Below are 15163 nucleotides of genomic sequence, written 5' to 3' on the forward strand. Positions count from 1 at the left end.
GTGTCAGCGGTTTCCCGATCTGGTCTGGAGTGCGAGGCTGGCCGCATGACCGGACTCGACCTCCTGGCCGCCACCAAGGGCGGGCTCTACATCGACGGCACCTGGCGCGAGGCCAACAGCGGGGAGCGCTTCGACGTGCTCGACCCGGCCGACGGCTCGGTGATCACCGACGTCGCGGACGCCTCGCCGCTCGACGCGATGGACGCGCTGGACGCCGCGGTGGCCGCGCAGGCGGACTGGGCGGCGACCCCGCCGCGGGAGCGCTCGGAAATCCTGCGCAAGGCTTTCGAGCTGCTCACCGCGCGCGCCGACGACTTCGCGCACCTGATGAGCCTGGAGATGGGCAAGACCGTCGCCGAGGCGAAGGGCGAGGTGACCTACGGGGCGGAGTTCTTCCGTTGGTTCGCCGAGGAGGCGGTGCGGATCCACGGCCGCTGGATGACGGCGCCGGCCGGCAACACCCGGCTGCTGACGCTGAAGAAGCCGGTCGGGCCGTGCCTGTTCATCACGCCGTGGAACTTCCCGCTCGCGATGGGCACCCGCAAGATCGGCCCGGCGGTCGCCGCCGGCTGCACGATGGTGGTGAAGCCGGCCGAGCTGACGCCGCTGACGATGCTGGCGTTGACTGCGCTGATGGAGGAGGCCGGGCTGCCCGCCGGCGTGCTCAACGTCGTGACCACCACGAACTCCAAGGACCTCAGCAAGACGCTGATGGCCGACGACCGGCTGCGGAAGGTCTCGTTCACCGGCTCCACCGAGGTCGGCAAGGTGCTGGTGCGGCAGTCGGCCGACGAGCTGCAGCGGGTGTCGATGGAGCTCGGCGGCAACGCGCCGTTCCTGGTCTTCGAGGACGCCGACGTCGACGCCGCGGTCGAGGGCGCGATGGTCGCCAAGATGCGGAACATGGGCGAGGCCTGCACGTCCGCCAACCGGTTCCTCGTGCACCGCGACGTGGCGCAGGAGTTCGCCGACAAGCTCGGCAAGCGGATGGGTGCGCTCGAGGTCGGCCGCGGCCAGGACGAGGGCGTCGACGTCGGCCCGCTCATCGACGAGAACGCTGTCGACTCGGTCAGCGAGCTCGTCACCGACGCCGTCCACGACGGCGCGACGCTGGTGTGCGGCGGGAAGCGGGTCGACGGGCCCGGCCACTTCTACCCACCGACGGTGCTGCTCGACGTACCGGCCGAGGCGCGGATCAACGACGTGGAGATCTTCGGGCCGGTCGCGCCGATCACGACGTTCACCGAGGAGTCCGAGGCGGTCGAGCGGGCCAACGCCACCGAGTACGGCCTGGTCTCCTACGTCTACACCCGCGACGTCGGCCGCACGATCCGGCTGGCGGAGTCGCTGCAGTTCGGCATGGTCGGCCTCAACACCGGGCTGGTGTCGAACCCGGCCGCGCCGTTCGGCGGCGTCAAGGCCAGCGGCTTCGGCCGCGAGGGCGGGTTCGAGGGCATCGAGGAGTACCTCGAGACCACCTACGTGGCGCTGCCGGCGGAGTAGCCGCAGCCCGCGGGGTCAGCCGGCATCGACGGCCGCTGCGTTGATGACCTCGACCGCCGCAGCCACCTGCTCGTCGCGCAGGTCCTGGAGGACGATCCGGCCGGGCCTTGCCTGGACCACGAGGTGGTGGTTCTTCATAAGCCCGAACATCACCGGCTTGGGGAAGTCGATCGCGACGAGGACCTCCTCCATGGCCACCTCGTAGATGGTTGGCTTCCTGGCCGTGAGGCCTTCCAGGCGTTGCACGACCAGCCGCCTCGGGGTGACGAGCAGCATGCACGAGGGACCGAACTTCTGCTCCATGTCCGCGTAGTCGACGCACCAGAGCAGCTCCTCGTCAGGTTCGAGCCAGGCCAGGGCCGCCTCGAGATGCACGTCGAGCGGCTCGTTGCCGCCGTTGCGCTTGCTCATGGCGCTGATGTCGGCGGCGGTCACTCTCGTCACGGCCCACCCCGCTCCTGCTGCGACTGGGCGACCTCCCGTGCCGCCGCGGCGGCCGCCCTTTCGGCCTGCCAGGCCAGCAGGTCCGCCTCGGCCGCCGCCGCCGAGGCCTCCTCGGCCTGCTGGACCTCGGCCGCCTTCTCCGCGAGGTCGTTCTTGACCTCCTGCACGTAGGTCTCGCCCTGGAGGAAGCCCGCCATGCGTGCAGCCTGGTCGGCGTCGGCATTCATCGCCGCGTCCATGGCGGCGCCGGCCTGCTCGAGACCCGGGGTGGGCAGGTCGGGGGCGAGGCCCTCGGCGGCCGCGACCTCGGCGTACGTCGCCGAGGCCTCCTGCATCACCCCGGACGTGTAGTCGAGGACGCCCTGGGTGGCCGGAGAGATCGGGTCGACGCCGAACGGGTCCGGCAGCGGTACGGTGCCCGGTCCTGCGCCGGCGGCCACCTCGTCCAGGCCGGTCCCGAGGTCGGGCAGGCCGAGGTCGTCGAGCTCGGCCCCGAGGTCGTCCTCCATGCCGTCGAAGATGCTCATGTCCCGTCTCCCTTCAACTCGCTGCGGGTCCGCACCTGGCGGGCTGCGCCCCTGGTCGAGGCCCGGACCCCCTTTGTCGTGACCTTGGCGGTGCCGACCGCCAGCCGGCCGGCGAGCCGGGCCGTCTTGCGGGTCTCCTGGGCCGTCACCGCCCAGGTGACACCCGGCGCACCCACCGCCACGCCGTAGTAGGCACGCCGGTGGCGGCGGTCGACCATCGCGAGCCGTTCGGCGTAGGCGTCGCCGCGCTCCCGCAGCCCCTGCTCGCCCGCTGCCATGAGCTCGGCGCGCTGGAGCTCCGCGTGCACCTCGTGGCCGAGGGTGCAGCCGCGCTCGAGGGCGAGGTCCGCACACCGAGCGGCCTCGTGTGCCTGGCCGGCGCGCAGGTGGGCCTGGGCCGCCGTGGCGCAGGGGCGGCCGTCGGCGGGGGCCGCCGCGGCGGCGAGGTCGGCCAGGCGCACGGCATCGTCGTACATACCCTGCACCAGGTACACCCGCGCGCACACGTGCAGCGCCTCCGCGTCCGTGGGGTCGGCGTGCACGCGGCCTGCGGCGCCGGCAAAGGCGGCGCGCAGCAGCCGGAGGTGCGGCGGCTCTGCCCGGGTGGCGCCGAGCCCGACGGCCACCTTGGTGGCCGCGCGCAGCGCGACCGACCCCGGGTTCGCCACGGTCTGCGCGGCCCGGACGGCCAGCATCTCCCGCCGGGTTCGAAGGAGGGCCTCCGCGAGCCACAGCGCGCGCTGCGGGTCCGCCGGGTCAGCGCGCAGACGCTTCCGGAGCGTCGGTACGCCATGGCGAGCGGCGACCGCCTCCAGGGTGAGGCCGACGAGGGGAAGGGCCTGGATCTCCGACACGGCCCGGCGGGCGCCCTCACCGAGCCGCCGGCCGCCCGACGTGGCGCCCGCCCGGTCCAGAGCCCGCTCCCCGGCCCGCCGGGTGCCATCCGCCGCCCGCCGGGTCGAGGAGCCGACGGCGTCGCGGGCCCGGGTGTAGCGCGCCTCACCCACGGCTCCGGACAGGCGCTCCTCCCCGGCACGGGCTGCGGAGGCCACTCGGTCCTGCGCGTCCTTCGCTGCGGCCCTGGCCCGGTCGATGAGTCCCACGTGCGTCTCCAGCGGTGCGGCCCGAGCCCACGGTCGAGATGGCATGAGATGCGCCCCGCGCGGTACGCGTCTATCGAGGGTGCAACTGCCTGCGGCGGTTGTCCATCGTCAAGTCCCCCATCGTGGGGACGGGTCCCGGGGCGTCACGCCGCAGGTAGTGTCGGTCCGGCCACCACCCCGTGGCGGGAGGAGCCAGATGTCTGAGCCGACTGCAGTCCGCGGAGCGTTCGACGTGCGGCGGGCGGGGGTGCTGCTGCACGTCACCTCGCTGCCGGGCGGCCGGCTGGGCGCGGAGGCGGAGCGGTTCGTCGACTTCCTGGCGGACGCGGGCTGCACGGTGTGGCAGGTGCTGCCGCTGGTGCCGACGCACGCGGAGGTGCCCTCGCCGTACGACGCCACCTCGGCGATGGCCTGCAACCCGGACCTGATCAGCGAGGAGCAGCAGGCCGAGCTGGGGCTGGACGAGCCGGCGCACCTCGGCGAGGTGGAGCGGGCCTCGTTCGAGCGCTGGTGCGACGCGCAGGCGGACTGGCTGGAGCCGTTCGTGGAGTTCACCGCGCTGCGCGAGCTCCACGACGACGCCCCGTGGCTGGGCTGGCCGGCGCCGCTGCGCGACCGGGACCCGGGCGCGGTCGAGAAGGCGCTGGCGCCGCTGGCGGACCGGCTGACGGAGCTGCGGTTCGAGCAGTGGGTCTTCGACGTGCAGTGGCAGCGGCTGCGGGGGTACGCCGCGGCGAAGGGCGTGCTGTTCTTCGGCGACCTGCCGATCTTCGTGTCGCTGGACAGTGCCGACGTGTGGGCGTCGCGGGAGCTGTTCAAGCTGGACGAGGCGGGCCGGCCGATCACGGTGACCGGCTGCCCGCCGGACTACTTCGCCGAGGACGGCCAGCGGTGGAACAACCCGCACTACGACTGGGAGGCGATGGCCGCCGACGGCTATGCCTGGTGGCGGCGCCGGATCGCGCGGCAGCGCGAGCTCTTCGACCTGGTCCGGATCGACCACTTCCGCGGCTTCGAGGCCGCCTGGCACGTGCCACTCGAGGCGGAGACCGCTCGCGAGGGCTGGTGGGTCCCCGGCCCGCGCGCCGACATCCTGTCCGCGCTGGTCGACGCCGCCGGGGTTGGTTCCTTGGTGGCCGAGGACCTCGGGCTGATCACGCCGGAGGTCAACGAGCTGCGGGAGCGGTTCGACGTGCCCGGGATGAAGGTGCTCCAGTTCGCCTTCGACGGCGACCCGGACAACCTCTACCTGCCGCACCAGCACGGCGAGCACTCCGTCGTCTACACCGGCACCCACGACAACGACACCACGCTGGGCTGGTGGTCGGAGGTGGACGAGTCGACCCGGTCCCGGGTCCGCGACCTGCTGCCGGACCCGGACGAGGACATGCCCTGGGCGTTCATTCGCCTGGCCATGACCTCGACCGCCCGGCTCGCGGTCGTCCCGGCCCAGGACCTGCTCGGCCTCGGCAGCGAGAGCCGGATGAACACCCCCGGCACGGCCGCCGGGAACTGGTCGTGGCAGGCGCCGGAGGGTGTGTTCGACGACGATCTCGCCGCCCGGCTGCGGTCGGTGGTGGAGTCAGCGTCCCGTCGGCAGTGATCGGCGGCTCACGTCGGCGGCTGCGACGAGGCAGCGTGGTGGAGAAGCGCCTCGACCATCCACCGCTGGAGCTCGTTGACCTCACCAGGTGACAGCTCGGCGACGTCGCTGAGCCAAACGCGGGTCTCGATGCCGCAGGCGGCACGCAGGGCCAGTGCGAGCCGGTGCAGTCCCTCGTCGCCGAGATCGTCGGCCGCGGGGGCGAGGGCCTCGACGAACCAGGGGATGGCGCGGCCCTGGCGCAGGGGCAGGTCGTGCGGCGTCGACCCCAGGGACAGACGGAGCATCGCGCGCTGCTGCTCCTCGTTCTCCTGCACACGCGCGATCACGAACTCGGCGACGGCGCCCACCCGTTCGAGGATGTCGGACGGAGCGGGGTCCGGGAGGACCGACGTCGCCGTCGTCTCCGGGTAGGCCGCCGCGAGGAGCTCCGCCTGCGAGGGGAAGTAGCGGTACGCCGTGGTGCGCGAGATCCCGGCGGCCTCGGCGACTTCCTCGACCCGAGGAGTGTCGCCCGCGCCCATGAGCTCGCGCGCGGTCGCGATGAGCAGGTCTCGGGTGCGCTGCTTCTGCCGGGTACGGCCGGACTCGTGATAGCTCGTTGACACGGGATTCATGGTATGCCAGTCTCGTTATGGGACTGCAGTCCCATAAAGAGTTGGGAGCGTCAGATGGCCGAACAGACAATGCTCGAGCCCGTGGTCCGTCGCGCCGGCGAGGGTGAGAAGCGCTGGTTCTTCGGCGGCGGGGTCTTCACCTGGAAGCTCGGAAGTGCCGACGGGGACATCAGCCTTGTCGAGGTCGAGATGGTCCAGGGCAAGTGGACGCCGGTCCACACCCACCCGGTGTCGGAGTCGATGTGGGTGCTGACCGGCCGGATCCGCTACCGCATCCACGACGACGAGCACGACCTCGGCGCCGGCGACTTCGTGATGGTCCCGGCGGGGGTGCCGCACGCCTTCACGGTGGAGAGTCCGACGGCGACGGTGCTCGGCATCCAGCCGACGTGCGAGTGCGAGCCGTTCTACCGCGGCGCCAGCGAGCCCCTGGAGGGGTCGGCGTGCGTCGTCGACTTCGCGCGGCTGGCTCGCAGCGCGCAGGAGAACGGCGGCATCGAGATCGTCGGAGCCCCGCCGCCCTAGGTCGGTACGAACCCGGTCGCCCCGGCCCGCTCAGAGGAACTCGCCCGGGTCGAACTCGTCGATCGGGATGATCCGGACCCGCGGCAGCTGCGCGTTGAACGCCTGCACGTCGTACTCGAGGTCGAAGGTCTCGAGGCCCTCGTCGACCAGCTCGACGAAGCCGGCGTTGCGGAACTCGACGAAGCCGATGACCCCCACGCGACGCCCGTCGAGGAGCTCGCTGATCGGCTCCACGAAGTCGCCGTCGTTGCTGACCAGCAGCACGTCGGCGTCGCGGCGGCGGATCTCGGCGAGGGTGCGGTCGATCGCGATGTCGACGACCTTCTCGGCGCTGCCGCCGGACAGGGCGATCGGGCGGTAGCCGATGGCCAGCAGGGCCTGGACGAACGCCATCGGCAGCTCGTGGTTCACCGCGAGGAAGAACAGCCCCTGCGCCGGCTGGCCCCAGCGCTCCCGGGCGAACTGCAGCAGGCGCTCCCACCGCGGGCGCTCCTCGGGGCGGGGGCGGCGGCCGAGGATCGAGGTGCCGAGTGTGGCGTCGATGTTCTCGCCGTCGACGAGGATGTAGGTGGTGCGCGAGGCCTCGGCCATGGCCCGACAGTACGGCAGCGACCGTCACCGCACCGCCGTACGTCGTCGGTGATCCGGTCCGGTGGATCGAGCCGGTCGCCCCATGGATCCTGGCGCGCTCGGCTGATAGGCAGGGTCGTGGAAGTTGGCTGACCCAGATCCCGGAGCCGGGAGGAGCCACGCATGGCTGGACGTGTTCAAGCCGTCGCCTTCGACGTGCTCGAGACCCTGCTGGACCTGGACCCCATCGGTGAGCGGCTCGAGGAGGTCGGACAGGCCGCCGACGTGCTCGGGCCGTTCTTCATGCGGTTCCAGCGCGACGCGATGGCGCTGACACTGGCGGGGGATGTCGCGGACTTCACCGCCACGGCGCGCCAGGCGCTGCGGACCTAGACGCAGCAGGCCATGTCGGAGGACGCCATCGCCCACGTCCTGGAGGGCTTCGCCAAGGTCCCGGCGTTTCCCGACGCCGGCCCCGCGATGCGCCGGCTCTCCGCGGCGGGGGTGGCCATCGGCTGCCTGACCGTCGGCGACCCGGACAACACCCGCTCGTTCCTGACCGGCGCGGGGCTCGACGAGTACGTCGACCAGGTCGTGACGTCCGACGTCGTCGGCGTCTGGAAGCCGGCGCCGGCCGTCTACCACCACACAGCCGAGGCGCTCGGTTGTGAGCTGGACCGGATGGCGCTGGTCGCGGTGCACGCCTGGGACTGCCACGGCGCCAAGCGCGCCGGTGCCCTGGCCGGCTGGTGCTCCCGGCTCGAGGGAGAGCCCGGCGACGTGTTCCTCCCGGCGGACGTCCGGGGCGACGACCTGGTCGAGGTCGCGGACGGGCTGCTGGAGCTCTGACCGCCCTGTCGGCGAACGCCGATAGCGTCGGGCCACACAAGCGGGGCCGCTCCGAGGCGGCGGAGGACGGGAGATCAATGACCGGGCACCGAATCGAGCTGGAGCAGTTGGTGCAGGCGCGCCCCGAGCGGGTGTGGGAGGTGCTGACCGACGTCGAGCACGCCGACCAGACGCTCCGTGGCGTCGAGCGCGTCGAGATGCTGACCGAGGGCCCGTACGACGTCGGCACCACCTGGCGGGAGACCCGCAGGATGTTCGGCAAGGAGGCGACCGAGCAGCTGAAGGTCACTGCGGTCGAGCCCCCGGCGCGCACGGTCGTCGAGGCCGATTCGGGCGGCGTCCACTACGTCACCGAGTTCACGCTCACCCCGACCTCGAGCGACGCCACGAGACTGACCATGACGTTCGCGGCGGCGCAGGCGGACCCCGGTCCGCTGCACAAGGTGATGTGGCTGCTCTTCGGCCGGCTCGGCATGAAGGCCACCCGCAAGATCATGGTTCAGGACCTGCAGGACATCGCCGCCGCTGCCCAGCGGACCTAGCGTGCGGTTCCGGCGCCGCCACAGCGGAGGCGGTGGTCGGAGCCGCGTCAGGAGCAGTGGGGGCAGCCACCCACGACCGGCAGCTCCATGAAGCACGAGGGACACACTGCTCCCGCCGCCCTGGACTGGCCGCCAAGGTCTCTTCGGTCACCGCCGCCACTGCCGGCGCACGTCTGGCAGGCCGGCAGGGACTGCATCTGCTCCGGCGACGCCAGGTAGGGCCGGGGGCCGAGGGGCACACCGTCGGAGTCCCGGTACCAGTGGACGCAGTCCTCGTGGTGCCGCATGCGGGGCGCGGCGCCGGTCGGCACACCCGTGTCCGGGTTGACCGGGTCCTTGACCCACGCCAAGCCCGGGAAGTCCACCTCATGTGTCATGGCGGGATGCTGGGGCCGGTCCCCGTCGGGTGCTGGAGATTTCTCCCCCTGCCACCGGGGGACGGTCGCTCCTCACCCAAGGGCGCCCAGGTCGCAGCGGGCCCGGCTGTGGTCGTCGACCCGACCGGCCCACACCACTCCGCCGTCGTCGCACACCGCCACCTCGAACGCCATGCCGTCGCGCACGGCGCGGAGCCGGTCCACCTGGTCCTCCACGACCTGCCAGCCCGCGGCCGGTAACGCGGCGCGGTAGTGGTCGAGGACGTCGACGTCCTCGGTCAGTCGGAACCAGCGGTCGCAGCCGCCGACCCCGCTGGCACCCCCGCCGCCGAAGAGCCCGACGTGCTCGATCGAGTCGAACGCCGCCTCGGACCGCCGCGCGGCGCGGGCCCCGACCCCTCCGCCGAACCAACGCGAGCCGCACTCCGGCGAGTCGGCGTACTGGGACTCGAGCTTTCTCTGGAGCGCCGCCGGGGTGACGACGAGCGTGCCGAGCACCATGAGTGCGGGGAGCGCGACAGCGGTCAGTCGCATCCAGCGGCGATTGGCGACCACGGCGGCGACGAGGGCGGCGGTGGTGACGATCACGAGGGCCAGACCACCCACTCCGGCCTCGCCGTACCCGCCTGCCCAGGCCTCGAAGGTCGTGTCGGTGATGTTTCCGTAGTCGGCGATCAGGCCGTAGTGGACGGCCACGCCGAAGCCGGCGAGCCCGGCCTCGGCCGCCAGCAGTGCGACGGCGGTGACGGTGCGTCCAGTGCTCATGAGCCGAGGATCGGGGCGGGTCCGGTGCGGTGTCGTGAGCACTCGTACTCGAATGTCCTTGCCGTTGCAGCGGCGCCGGTTTTCACCCGGTCCGGCAGGCTGGATCCCAGCGACCAGTCCGGGGCCGGTCGGGGACCGGTCAGATTGCGAGGCCAACCATGACGCAGACCGTCCTGATCACCGGTGCGAGCTCCGGCATCGGCCGGGCCTCGGCGGCCCTCTTCGCCGACCGCGGCTGGAACGTCGTCGCCACCATGCGCGATCCTGACGACGGAGCTGACCTTGCCGACGGCGACCGCGTGCTGGTCACGCGCCTCGACCTGCTGGACAGCGACAGCATCGGCTCGGCAGTCGCCGCGGGACTGGACCGGTTCGGCGCCATCGACGTCTTGCTCAACAACGCGGGGTACGGCGCCTACGGGCCGCTCGAGGCCACGCCGATGCCCGTCATCCGACGCCAGTTCGACGTCAACGTCTTCGGGCTCATCGAGACCATCCAGGCCGTGCTGCCCGGGATGCGGGCGCGGCGGAGCGGAGTCATCGTAAACGTCTCCTCGGTGGGCGGTCGCATGACCTACCCCTTGGGCACGCTCTACCACGGCTCCAAGTGGGCGGTGGAGGGCCTGTCGGAGGCCCTGCACTACGAGCTCTCGACCCTCGGCATCCGGGTGAAGATCGTCGAGCCGGGCGGGGTGAGGACCGACTTCGGCGGACGCTCGTTCGTGTTCACCCACGACCCCGCGCTCGCGGACTACCAGCCGCTGGTCGACGCGGCGGCCGCGGCGATCGAGGCGGGGACGCCCAGCGGCAGCCAGGAGCCCGAGGAGGTCGCCGAGGTCATCTTCGCGGCGGCCACCGACGGCACCTCGCAGCTGCGGTACGTCTCCGGGGACGGTGCCAAGGCGCTCCTCGCCACCCGCTACTCGGCCGAGCAGGACGAGCAGTTCGTGGCCGGTATGCGTGCCCAGTTCGGGCTGTAGCGCGCGTCGGCCGGCGACCCTGCCGGCGCGGCGGTACCCGTCTCGTGCCCGGGACGGCGCCTTGGCGAGGATGCGGGCATGGAGATCCACGCCGACGTCACCAAGACCTACTCCGACTTCCTCGGCTACCTCGAGGCCGAGGGGGCCCGGGGCACCTGCTTCGAGGAGTGGACGACCGGCGTGCTCGGCGACCCGGAGGTACAGGAGTGGCTGGGGACGCTGCCGGAGCCGAAGCGGCAGCCCAACCTGGTGTTTGCGGCGGCGCGGTGGCACGGCGTACCCGCCCCCGGCCCGTACGCCGGCCTCCGGGACGCGCTGCTCGGCGACGACGGCGCGATCCGGGAGACCATCCTGAGCCGGTCCACGCAGACCAACGAGGTCGGCCGGCTGGCCACGCTGACCCCGGCGTTCGCGCAAGTGGCCGGCGACGAGCCGGTCGCGCTGATCGAGGTCGGCGCCAGCGCCGGGCTCTGCCTCTACCCCGACCGCTGGTCCTACGCGTGGCACACCACCGCAGGCACGGTCCGGGCGGGCGAGGGGCCGACGCTGGAGTGCCGGGTCGACGGCGCCTTCCCGACGGAGATCACGGCCCCGGCCGTCGCGTGGCGGGGCGGGGTCGACCTCAACCCCGGCGACGTCGACGACTCCGACCAGATGGCGTGGCTGACGAACCTCGTCTTCCCCGAGGAGGAGGACCGCCGCGAGCGGCTCGGCACCGCCATCGGGATCGCCCGCACCGACCCGCCCCACCTCGTGAAGGGCGACCTGCTCGACGAGCTGCCGCGGCTGGTCGACGAGGCGAGCGAGCACGGCCGGGTGGTGGTCTTCCACAGTGCGGTGATCGCCTACCTCGAAGAAGCCGACCGGCGCCGCTACTTCGACCTGGTCTCCGGGCTGGTCGCCGACGGCCGCTGCCACTGGGTCTCAAACGAGGGCAAGCGGGTGCTGCCCGAGGTCACCGCCACCGGCCCGGAGATCCCCGAGGAGCGGCAGACGTTCGTGCTCGGCGTCGACGGGCAGGCCGTCGCGTGGACCCACGGGCACGGCCGCACGATGACCTGGCTCGGACCCGCGTAGCCGTAGCGCAGGCCGAGCGCCTTCAGCAGCGGGCGCTGCGCCGCTCCATCAGCACCGTGTCGCGCCACTCCCCGTCGAGCTGCGCGATCCGCGACCGCACCGCGAGGGTGCGGTAGCCGGCCGAGCGGTGCAGCGCGAGGCTGGCCCGGTTCTCCGGAAAGATCGAGGTCTGCAGCGTCCACATCCCGGCGGCGTCGGCCTCGTTGACCTGCGTGTAGAGCAGCGCCTTCCCGACGCCCCGGCCCTGCGCGTCGGCGGTGACGTACACCGACGTCTCACCGACTCCGGCGTAGCACTCGCGGCTGGAGACCGGCATGACCGCGGTCCAGCCGACCACCCGGTCGTCGAGCTCGGCGACCCAGGCCAGGTCCGGCAGCCACTTGGCGCGCAGCTCCTCGGCCGTCGGCAGGGCGGTCTCGAAGGTCGCGTTGCGGGTGGCGAGGCCCTCCGCATAGATGGCGAGCACGGCGTCCAGGTCGGCGTCGGCCACCGGCCGCACGGTCACGTCGGTCGGCAGGTCGGTCGGGCAGCACGGCTGCGAGGCCAGGGTGCCCATCACCACGTCCGCGGCGTGCGGCAGGCCGGTGCAGCAGGCCGCGTTGACAGACACCAGGCTCGAGGTGCCGACCTTGTCGACGACCACGAAGCCCACCCGCCGCAGCAGCTCGACGTGGTGCGAGCAGGTCGACTGGCTGACCCCGAGCCGCTGCGCCAGGTCGCCGACCTTCATCGCCCCCGACGTCGCGGTCGACAGCACGTGCAGCAGCCGCACCCGGGTGGGGTCGCCGAGCAGGGAGAACCACTCGGCGTACTGCTCCGCCGCCGCCACCGACAGGCCGCCGGCGGCAGGGTCGTCGGTGCGCGTGGGGTCGGTGGCGGACCCGGTCGTGGCGGGCGTGGTCGCGGTCATCCGAAATTGCTCCTTGCATTCATCGATGGCGGCCGATACATTCTCCAGCAGTCTTCATCGACCGTCATCGATCATAGCGAAGGAGAACCCCCGTGAACCACCCCGTTGCGATCGTGGGCGCCGGGCCGATCGGCCTGACCGCCGCCGCGTACGCCGCCGAGCGCGGCCTGGACTTCGTCGTCCTCGAGTCCGGCCCCCGCGCCGGTGACGCCGTCGGGGAGTGGGCGCACGTCCGCCTGTTCTCCGCGTGGCGCGAGCTCGTCGACCCCGCTGCCCGCCGCCTTCTCGAGGCAGCCGGGAGCTGGGTCGGCCCCGACGACGACGCCTATCCCACCGGCGGGGAGTGGCGCGAGCGCTACCTCCAGCCCCTCGCCGACCTCCTCGACGCCCACCCACACGGGTCGGTGCGCTACGGCGCCCGCGTCGTCGGGGTCGGCCGCGCCAGCCGCGACCTGATGGTCGACTCGGGCCGCGAGCGCGACCCCTTCGCCGTCCACGTCGACACCGCCGACGGCCGGGAGCGGCTGCTGGCCGGCGCCGTGGTCGACGCCTCGGGCACCTGGCGCCGCCCCAACCCGCTCGGCGCCGACGGCTACCCGGCGCTCGGCGAGGCGGAGCACGCCGACCGCATCGTGCGCGGCACCCCCGACTTCGACGCCCCGGAGGTCGCCGCGCGGTACGCCGGCAAGCACGTGGCGCTCGCCGGCAAGGGCGCCTCCGCCCAGGGGGTGCTCATCGGGTTGGCCCGGCTGGCCGCCGATCACCCGGGCACCCGGGTGTCCTGGTTGCTGCGCCGCCCGGCGGTGGGCGACGCGTTCGGTGGCGGGGACAACGACCAGCTCGAGCAGCGCGGCCGGCTCGGCCAGGCGGCACGCGAGGCCGCGGCGACGGGCGTCGTCGAGCCGGTCACCAGCTTCCGCACCGAGGCGGTCCGGTCCCAGCCCGACGGGCGGCTGACGCTGGTGGCGACCGGCGGCCGGCAGGTCACCGACGTCGACGAGGTGATCGTCGTGACCGGCTTCCGGCCCGACCTCTCCTTCCTGTCCGAGGTCCGGCTCGACCTCGACCCCGCGCTCGGGTCGCCCCGGGTGCTGGCCGACCAGATCCACCCGGACCACCACTCCTGCGGCGACGTCGCCCCGCACGGCCACCGCGAGCTCGCCCAGCCCGAACCGGGCCTGTACCTCGTCGGCATGAAGTCCTACGGCCGGGCGCCGTCGTTCCTCGCGATGACCGGATTCGAGCAGGTCCGCTCCGTGGTCGCGGCCATCGACGGCGACCTCGAGGCGGCCGACCGGGTCGACCTGGTCCTCCCCGCCACCGGGGTCTGCAACGGGGCCGGCGCCTTCGACGGCCTGCCCGACCCGGCCGTCGGCGAGGCCCTCGCCACGGCCGGTGGCGGCTGCTACGGCCCGACGGAGAAGCCGGAGCTCGTCGACGTGGGCCTCCCGGTCCGGTGACCCGCGACGTGCCGGCCCGGGTCCTCGACCCGGGCCCGGCACCGGGCAGTCGCGACGTCGGACCCGCCGGGGACGCGGCCGCCCTCGACCCGGCGGCGCTGCGGCGGGTCGTCGGCGTGCTCGCCCTCAGCCAGATCACCTCGTGGGGCTGCCTCTACTACGGCTTCGCCGCGCTCCAGGCCTCCATCGCCGCCGGCACCGGCTGGTCGGCGGCCCAGGTCACCGGCGCCTGGTCGCTGTCGCAGCTCGTCAGTGCCGGCGTCGGCGTGTGGGTGGGTCGCCACCTCGACGTCCACGGGCCGCGACGGGTGATGACGGCCGGCGCGCTGCTGGCGCTGCCCGGCATGGCCACGGTCGCTGCGGCCCCGTCGCTGCCGGTCTTCTACGTCGGCTGGGTGACGGTCGGCGCCGCGATGGCGGGCACGCTGTACGCCCCCGCCTTCGCCGCGATCACCCGCTGGGCCGGTCCGCACCGGGTCCGGGCGCTGACCGCGATCACTCTCGCAGGCGGTCTCGCCAGCACGGTCTTCGCCCCGCTGGCCGCTGCCGTGGACGCGGCTGCGGGCTGGCGGGTCGCCTTCGTGGTGCTGATGCTGCTGGCGGCCGCGATCACGCTGCCGCTTCACTGGTGGGGGCTGCGCCGACCATGGCCGGCAGACGTCGACGTGCCGAGGTCCCGACGGGCCCGAGCGGCCGGGGTTGCTGTGGCCGGCGGCGGCGCCTCGGCGGCGTTCGTGGCGCTCGCCGCAGCCCACGCGCTGACCGCGTTCGCGGCGTACGCCGTGGTCGTCAACCTAGTGCCGATGCTGCGGGAGCAGGGCGTGGACACCAGGACCGCGGCGCTGGTGCTCGGTCTCGGCGGCGTCGGCCAGGTGCTGGGACGGTTGGGCTACGCGCGGCTCGCGGCGGCCACCAGCGTGACCGGCCGCGCGGTCGTGGTGACGGGGTCCGTCGCGGTGCTCACCGCCGCGCTGGCGGTGGCGCCGCCGCGCACCCCGCTGGTCATTGCCGTGGCCGTGGCGCTGGGCCTCGCCCGGGGCCTGTACACGCTGGTGCAGGCGACCGCGGTCTCGGACCGGTGGGGGACAACGGCGTACGGCCGGTTGAGTGCTCTGCTGCACGCGCCGGCACTGGTCGCGGGCGCCGCGGCCCCGTTCGCCGGTGCCCTGCTCGCGCAGCTCACCGGGTCGTGGGAGGCCGCCTTCCTGGTGCTCGCCGTCGTGGCGGGCGGTGGCGCTGCCCTGCTGCCGCTGGCCCGGCCGCCGGACGCCGGACGCCGGACCCCCTCGCGCCCGTGACCGCTGGTGAGCG

The 15163-nt window shown here is 73.3% G+C and carries 17 protein-coding genes; 10 read left to right on the plus strand and 7 right to left on the minus strand.

Annotated elements, in window-relative coordinates; translation table 11 throughout:
- The first annotated feature begins 45 nt into the window (after nucleotides 1–45).
- Nucleotides 46–1503: an NAD-dependent succinate-semialdehyde dehydrogenase gene (locus ACFP2E_RS11015; RefSeq protein WP_378524523.1), complete on the plus strand. Its 1458-nt coding sequence runs from the start codon at nucleotides 46–48 to the stop codon at nucleotides 1501–1503.
- A 15-nt stretch (nucleotides 1504–1518) separates the two neighbouring features.
- Here the strand turns inward: ACFP2E_RS11015 and ACFP2E_RS11020 are convergent, their stop codons facing one another.
- From ACFP2E_RS11020 to ACFP2E_RS11030, 3 genes are read right to left on the minus strand one after another with little or no spacing between them, the layout of a single operon-like run.
- Complete coding sequence (locus ACFP2E_RS11020) at nucleotides 1519–1947, minus strand: hypothetical protein (protein ID WP_378539334.1); 429 nt, start codon at nucleotides 1945–1947, stop codon at nucleotides 1519–1521.
- Nucleotides 1944–2474 carry a hypothetical protein gene (locus tag ACFP2E_RS11025; RefSeq protein ID WP_378524521.1) on the minus strand — a complete coding sequence of 177 codons (531 nt, stop codon included), beginning with the start codon at nucleotides 2472–2474 and terminating at the stop codon, nucleotides 1944–1946. Before ACFP2E_RS11025 ends, ACFP2E_RS11020 begins: the two co-directional genes overlap by 4 nt.
- On the minus strand, nucleotides 2471–3577 hold the full coding sequence (locus tag ACFP2E_RS11030) for a hypothetical protein (RefSeq protein WP_378524520.1): 1107 nt from the start codon (nucleotides 3575–3577) through the stop codon (nucleotides 2471–2473). The genes ACFP2E_RS11025 and ACFP2E_RS11030 overlap by 4 nt, the downstream gene beginning before the upstream one ends.
- Before the next feature lie 196 nt (nucleotides 3578–3773).
- Between ACFP2E_RS11030 and malQ the strand changes: the two genes are divergently transcribed.
- A complete protein-coding gene (gene malQ / locus ACFP2E_RS11035; RefSeq protein ID WP_378524519.1) occupies nucleotides 3774–5180 on the plus strand; it encodes a 4-alpha-glucanotransferase in 1407 nt (468 codons plus the stop codon).
- Between the two features lie 8 nt (nucleotides 5181–5188).
- Here the strand turns inward: malQ and ACFP2E_RS11040 are convergent, their stop codons facing one another.
- On the minus strand, nucleotides 5189–5788 hold the full coding sequence (locus tag ACFP2E_RS11040; protein ID WP_378524518.1) for a TetR/AcrR family transcriptional regulator: 600 nt from the start codon (nucleotides 5786–5788) through the stop codon (nucleotides 5189–5191).
- Between the two features lie 63 nt (nucleotides 5789–5851).
- Here ACFP2E_RS11040 and ACFP2E_RS11045 point away from each other — a divergent pair, with 63 nt between their 5' ends.
- Entirely contained in the window at nucleotides 5852–6322 is a 471-nt protein-coding gene (locus ACFP2E_RS11045) for a cupin domain-containing protein (RefSeq protein WP_378524517.1), read from the plus strand.
- 30 nt (nucleotides 6323–6352) lie between these two features.
- On the opposite strand, the gene ACFP2E_RS11050 is transcribed toward ACFP2E_RS11045, so the two are convergent.
- Complete coding sequence (locus tag ACFP2E_RS11050; protein WP_378524516.1) at nucleotides 6353–6913, minus strand: NYN domain-containing protein; 561 nt, start codon at nucleotides 6911–6913, stop codon at nucleotides 6353–6355.
- Between the two features lie 162 nt (nucleotides 6914–7075).
- On the opposite strand from ACFP2E_RS11050, the gene ACFP2E_RS11055 reads away from it, so the two are divergent.
- The 3 genes from ACFP2E_RS11055 to ACFP2E_RS11065 all read left to right on the plus strand — a co-directional run bounded on the left by ACFP2E_RS11055 (nucleotide 7076) and on the right by ACFP2E_RS11065 (nucleotide 8283).
- Nucleotides 7076–7285, plus strand: a complete 210-nt coding sequence (locus ACFP2E_RS11055) for a hypothetical protein (protein ID WP_378524515.1) — start codon at nucleotides 7076–7078, stop codon at nucleotides 7283–7285.
- 12 nt (nucleotides 7286–7297) lie between these two features.
- On the plus strand, nucleotides 7298–7741 hold the full coding sequence (locus ACFP2E_RS11060) for an HAD-IA family hydrolase (protein WP_378524513.1): 444 nt from the start codon (nucleotides 7298–7300) through the stop codon (nucleotides 7739–7741).
- A gap of 77 nt (nucleotides 7742–7818) precedes the next feature.
- Nucleotides 7819–8283 carry an SRPBCC family protein gene (locus tag ACFP2E_RS11065; protein ID WP_378524512.1) on the plus strand — a complete coding sequence of 155 codons (465 nt, stop codon included), beginning with the start codon at nucleotides 7819–7821 and terminating at the stop codon, nucleotides 8281–8283.
- Nucleotides 8284–8732: 449 nt separating this feature from the next.
- On the opposite strand, the gene ACFP2E_RS11070 is transcribed toward ACFP2E_RS11065, so the two are convergent.
- Complete coding sequence (locus tag ACFP2E_RS11070) at nucleotides 8733–9425, minus strand: hypothetical protein (RefSeq protein WP_378524511.1); 693 nt, start codon at nucleotides 9423–9425, stop codon at nucleotides 8733–8735.
- Nucleotides 9426–9583: 158 nt separating this feature from the next.
- On the opposite strand from ACFP2E_RS11070, the gene ACFP2E_RS11075 reads away from it, so the two are divergent.
- Both ACFP2E_RS11075 and ACFP2E_RS11080 read left to right on the plus strand, forming a co-directional pair.
- Nucleotides 9584–10405, plus strand: coding sequence for an SDR family oxidoreductase (locus ACFP2E_RS11075; protein ID WP_378524510.1), 822 nt, complete (start codon nucleotides 9584–9586; stop codon nucleotides 10403–10405).
- A gap of 78 nt (nucleotides 10406–10483) precedes the next feature.
- Nucleotides 10484–11482: a DUF2332 domain-containing protein gene (locus ACFP2E_RS11080; protein WP_378524509.1), complete on the plus strand. Its 999-nt coding sequence runs from the start codon at nucleotides 10484–10486 to the stop codon at nucleotides 11480–11482.
- Nucleotides 11483–11504: 22 nt separating this feature from the next.
- On the opposite strand, the gene ACFP2E_RS11085 is transcribed toward ACFP2E_RS11080, so the two are convergent.
- Nucleotides 11505–12392: a helix-turn-helix domain-containing GNAT family N-acetyltransferase gene (locus ACFP2E_RS11085; RefSeq protein WP_378524508.1), complete on the minus strand. Its 888-nt coding sequence runs from the start codon at nucleotides 12390–12392 to the stop codon at nucleotides 11505–11507.
- Between the two features lie 92 nt (nucleotides 12393–12484).
- Between ACFP2E_RS11085 and ACFP2E_RS11090 the strand changes: the two genes are divergently transcribed.
- Complete coding sequence (locus tag ACFP2E_RS11090; RefSeq protein WP_378524507.1) at nucleotides 12485–13852, plus strand: NAD(P)-binding protein; 1368 nt, start codon at nucleotides 12485–12487, stop codon at nucleotides 13850–13852.
- A complete protein-coding gene (locus tag ACFP2E_RS11095) occupies nucleotides 13849–15150 on the plus strand; it encodes an MFS transporter (RefSeq protein WP_378524506.1) in 1302 nt (433 codons plus the stop codon). Before ACFP2E_RS11090 ends, ACFP2E_RS11095 begins: the two co-directional genes overlap by 4 nt.
- The last annotated feature ends 13 nt before the right edge of the window (nucleotides 15151–15163 follow it).

The sequence above is a fragment of the Nocardioides sp. GCM10027114 genome, from assembly GCF_042659625.1.
GTDB lineage: Bacteria > Actinomycetota > Actinomycetes > Propionibacteriales > Nocardioidaceae > Nocardioides.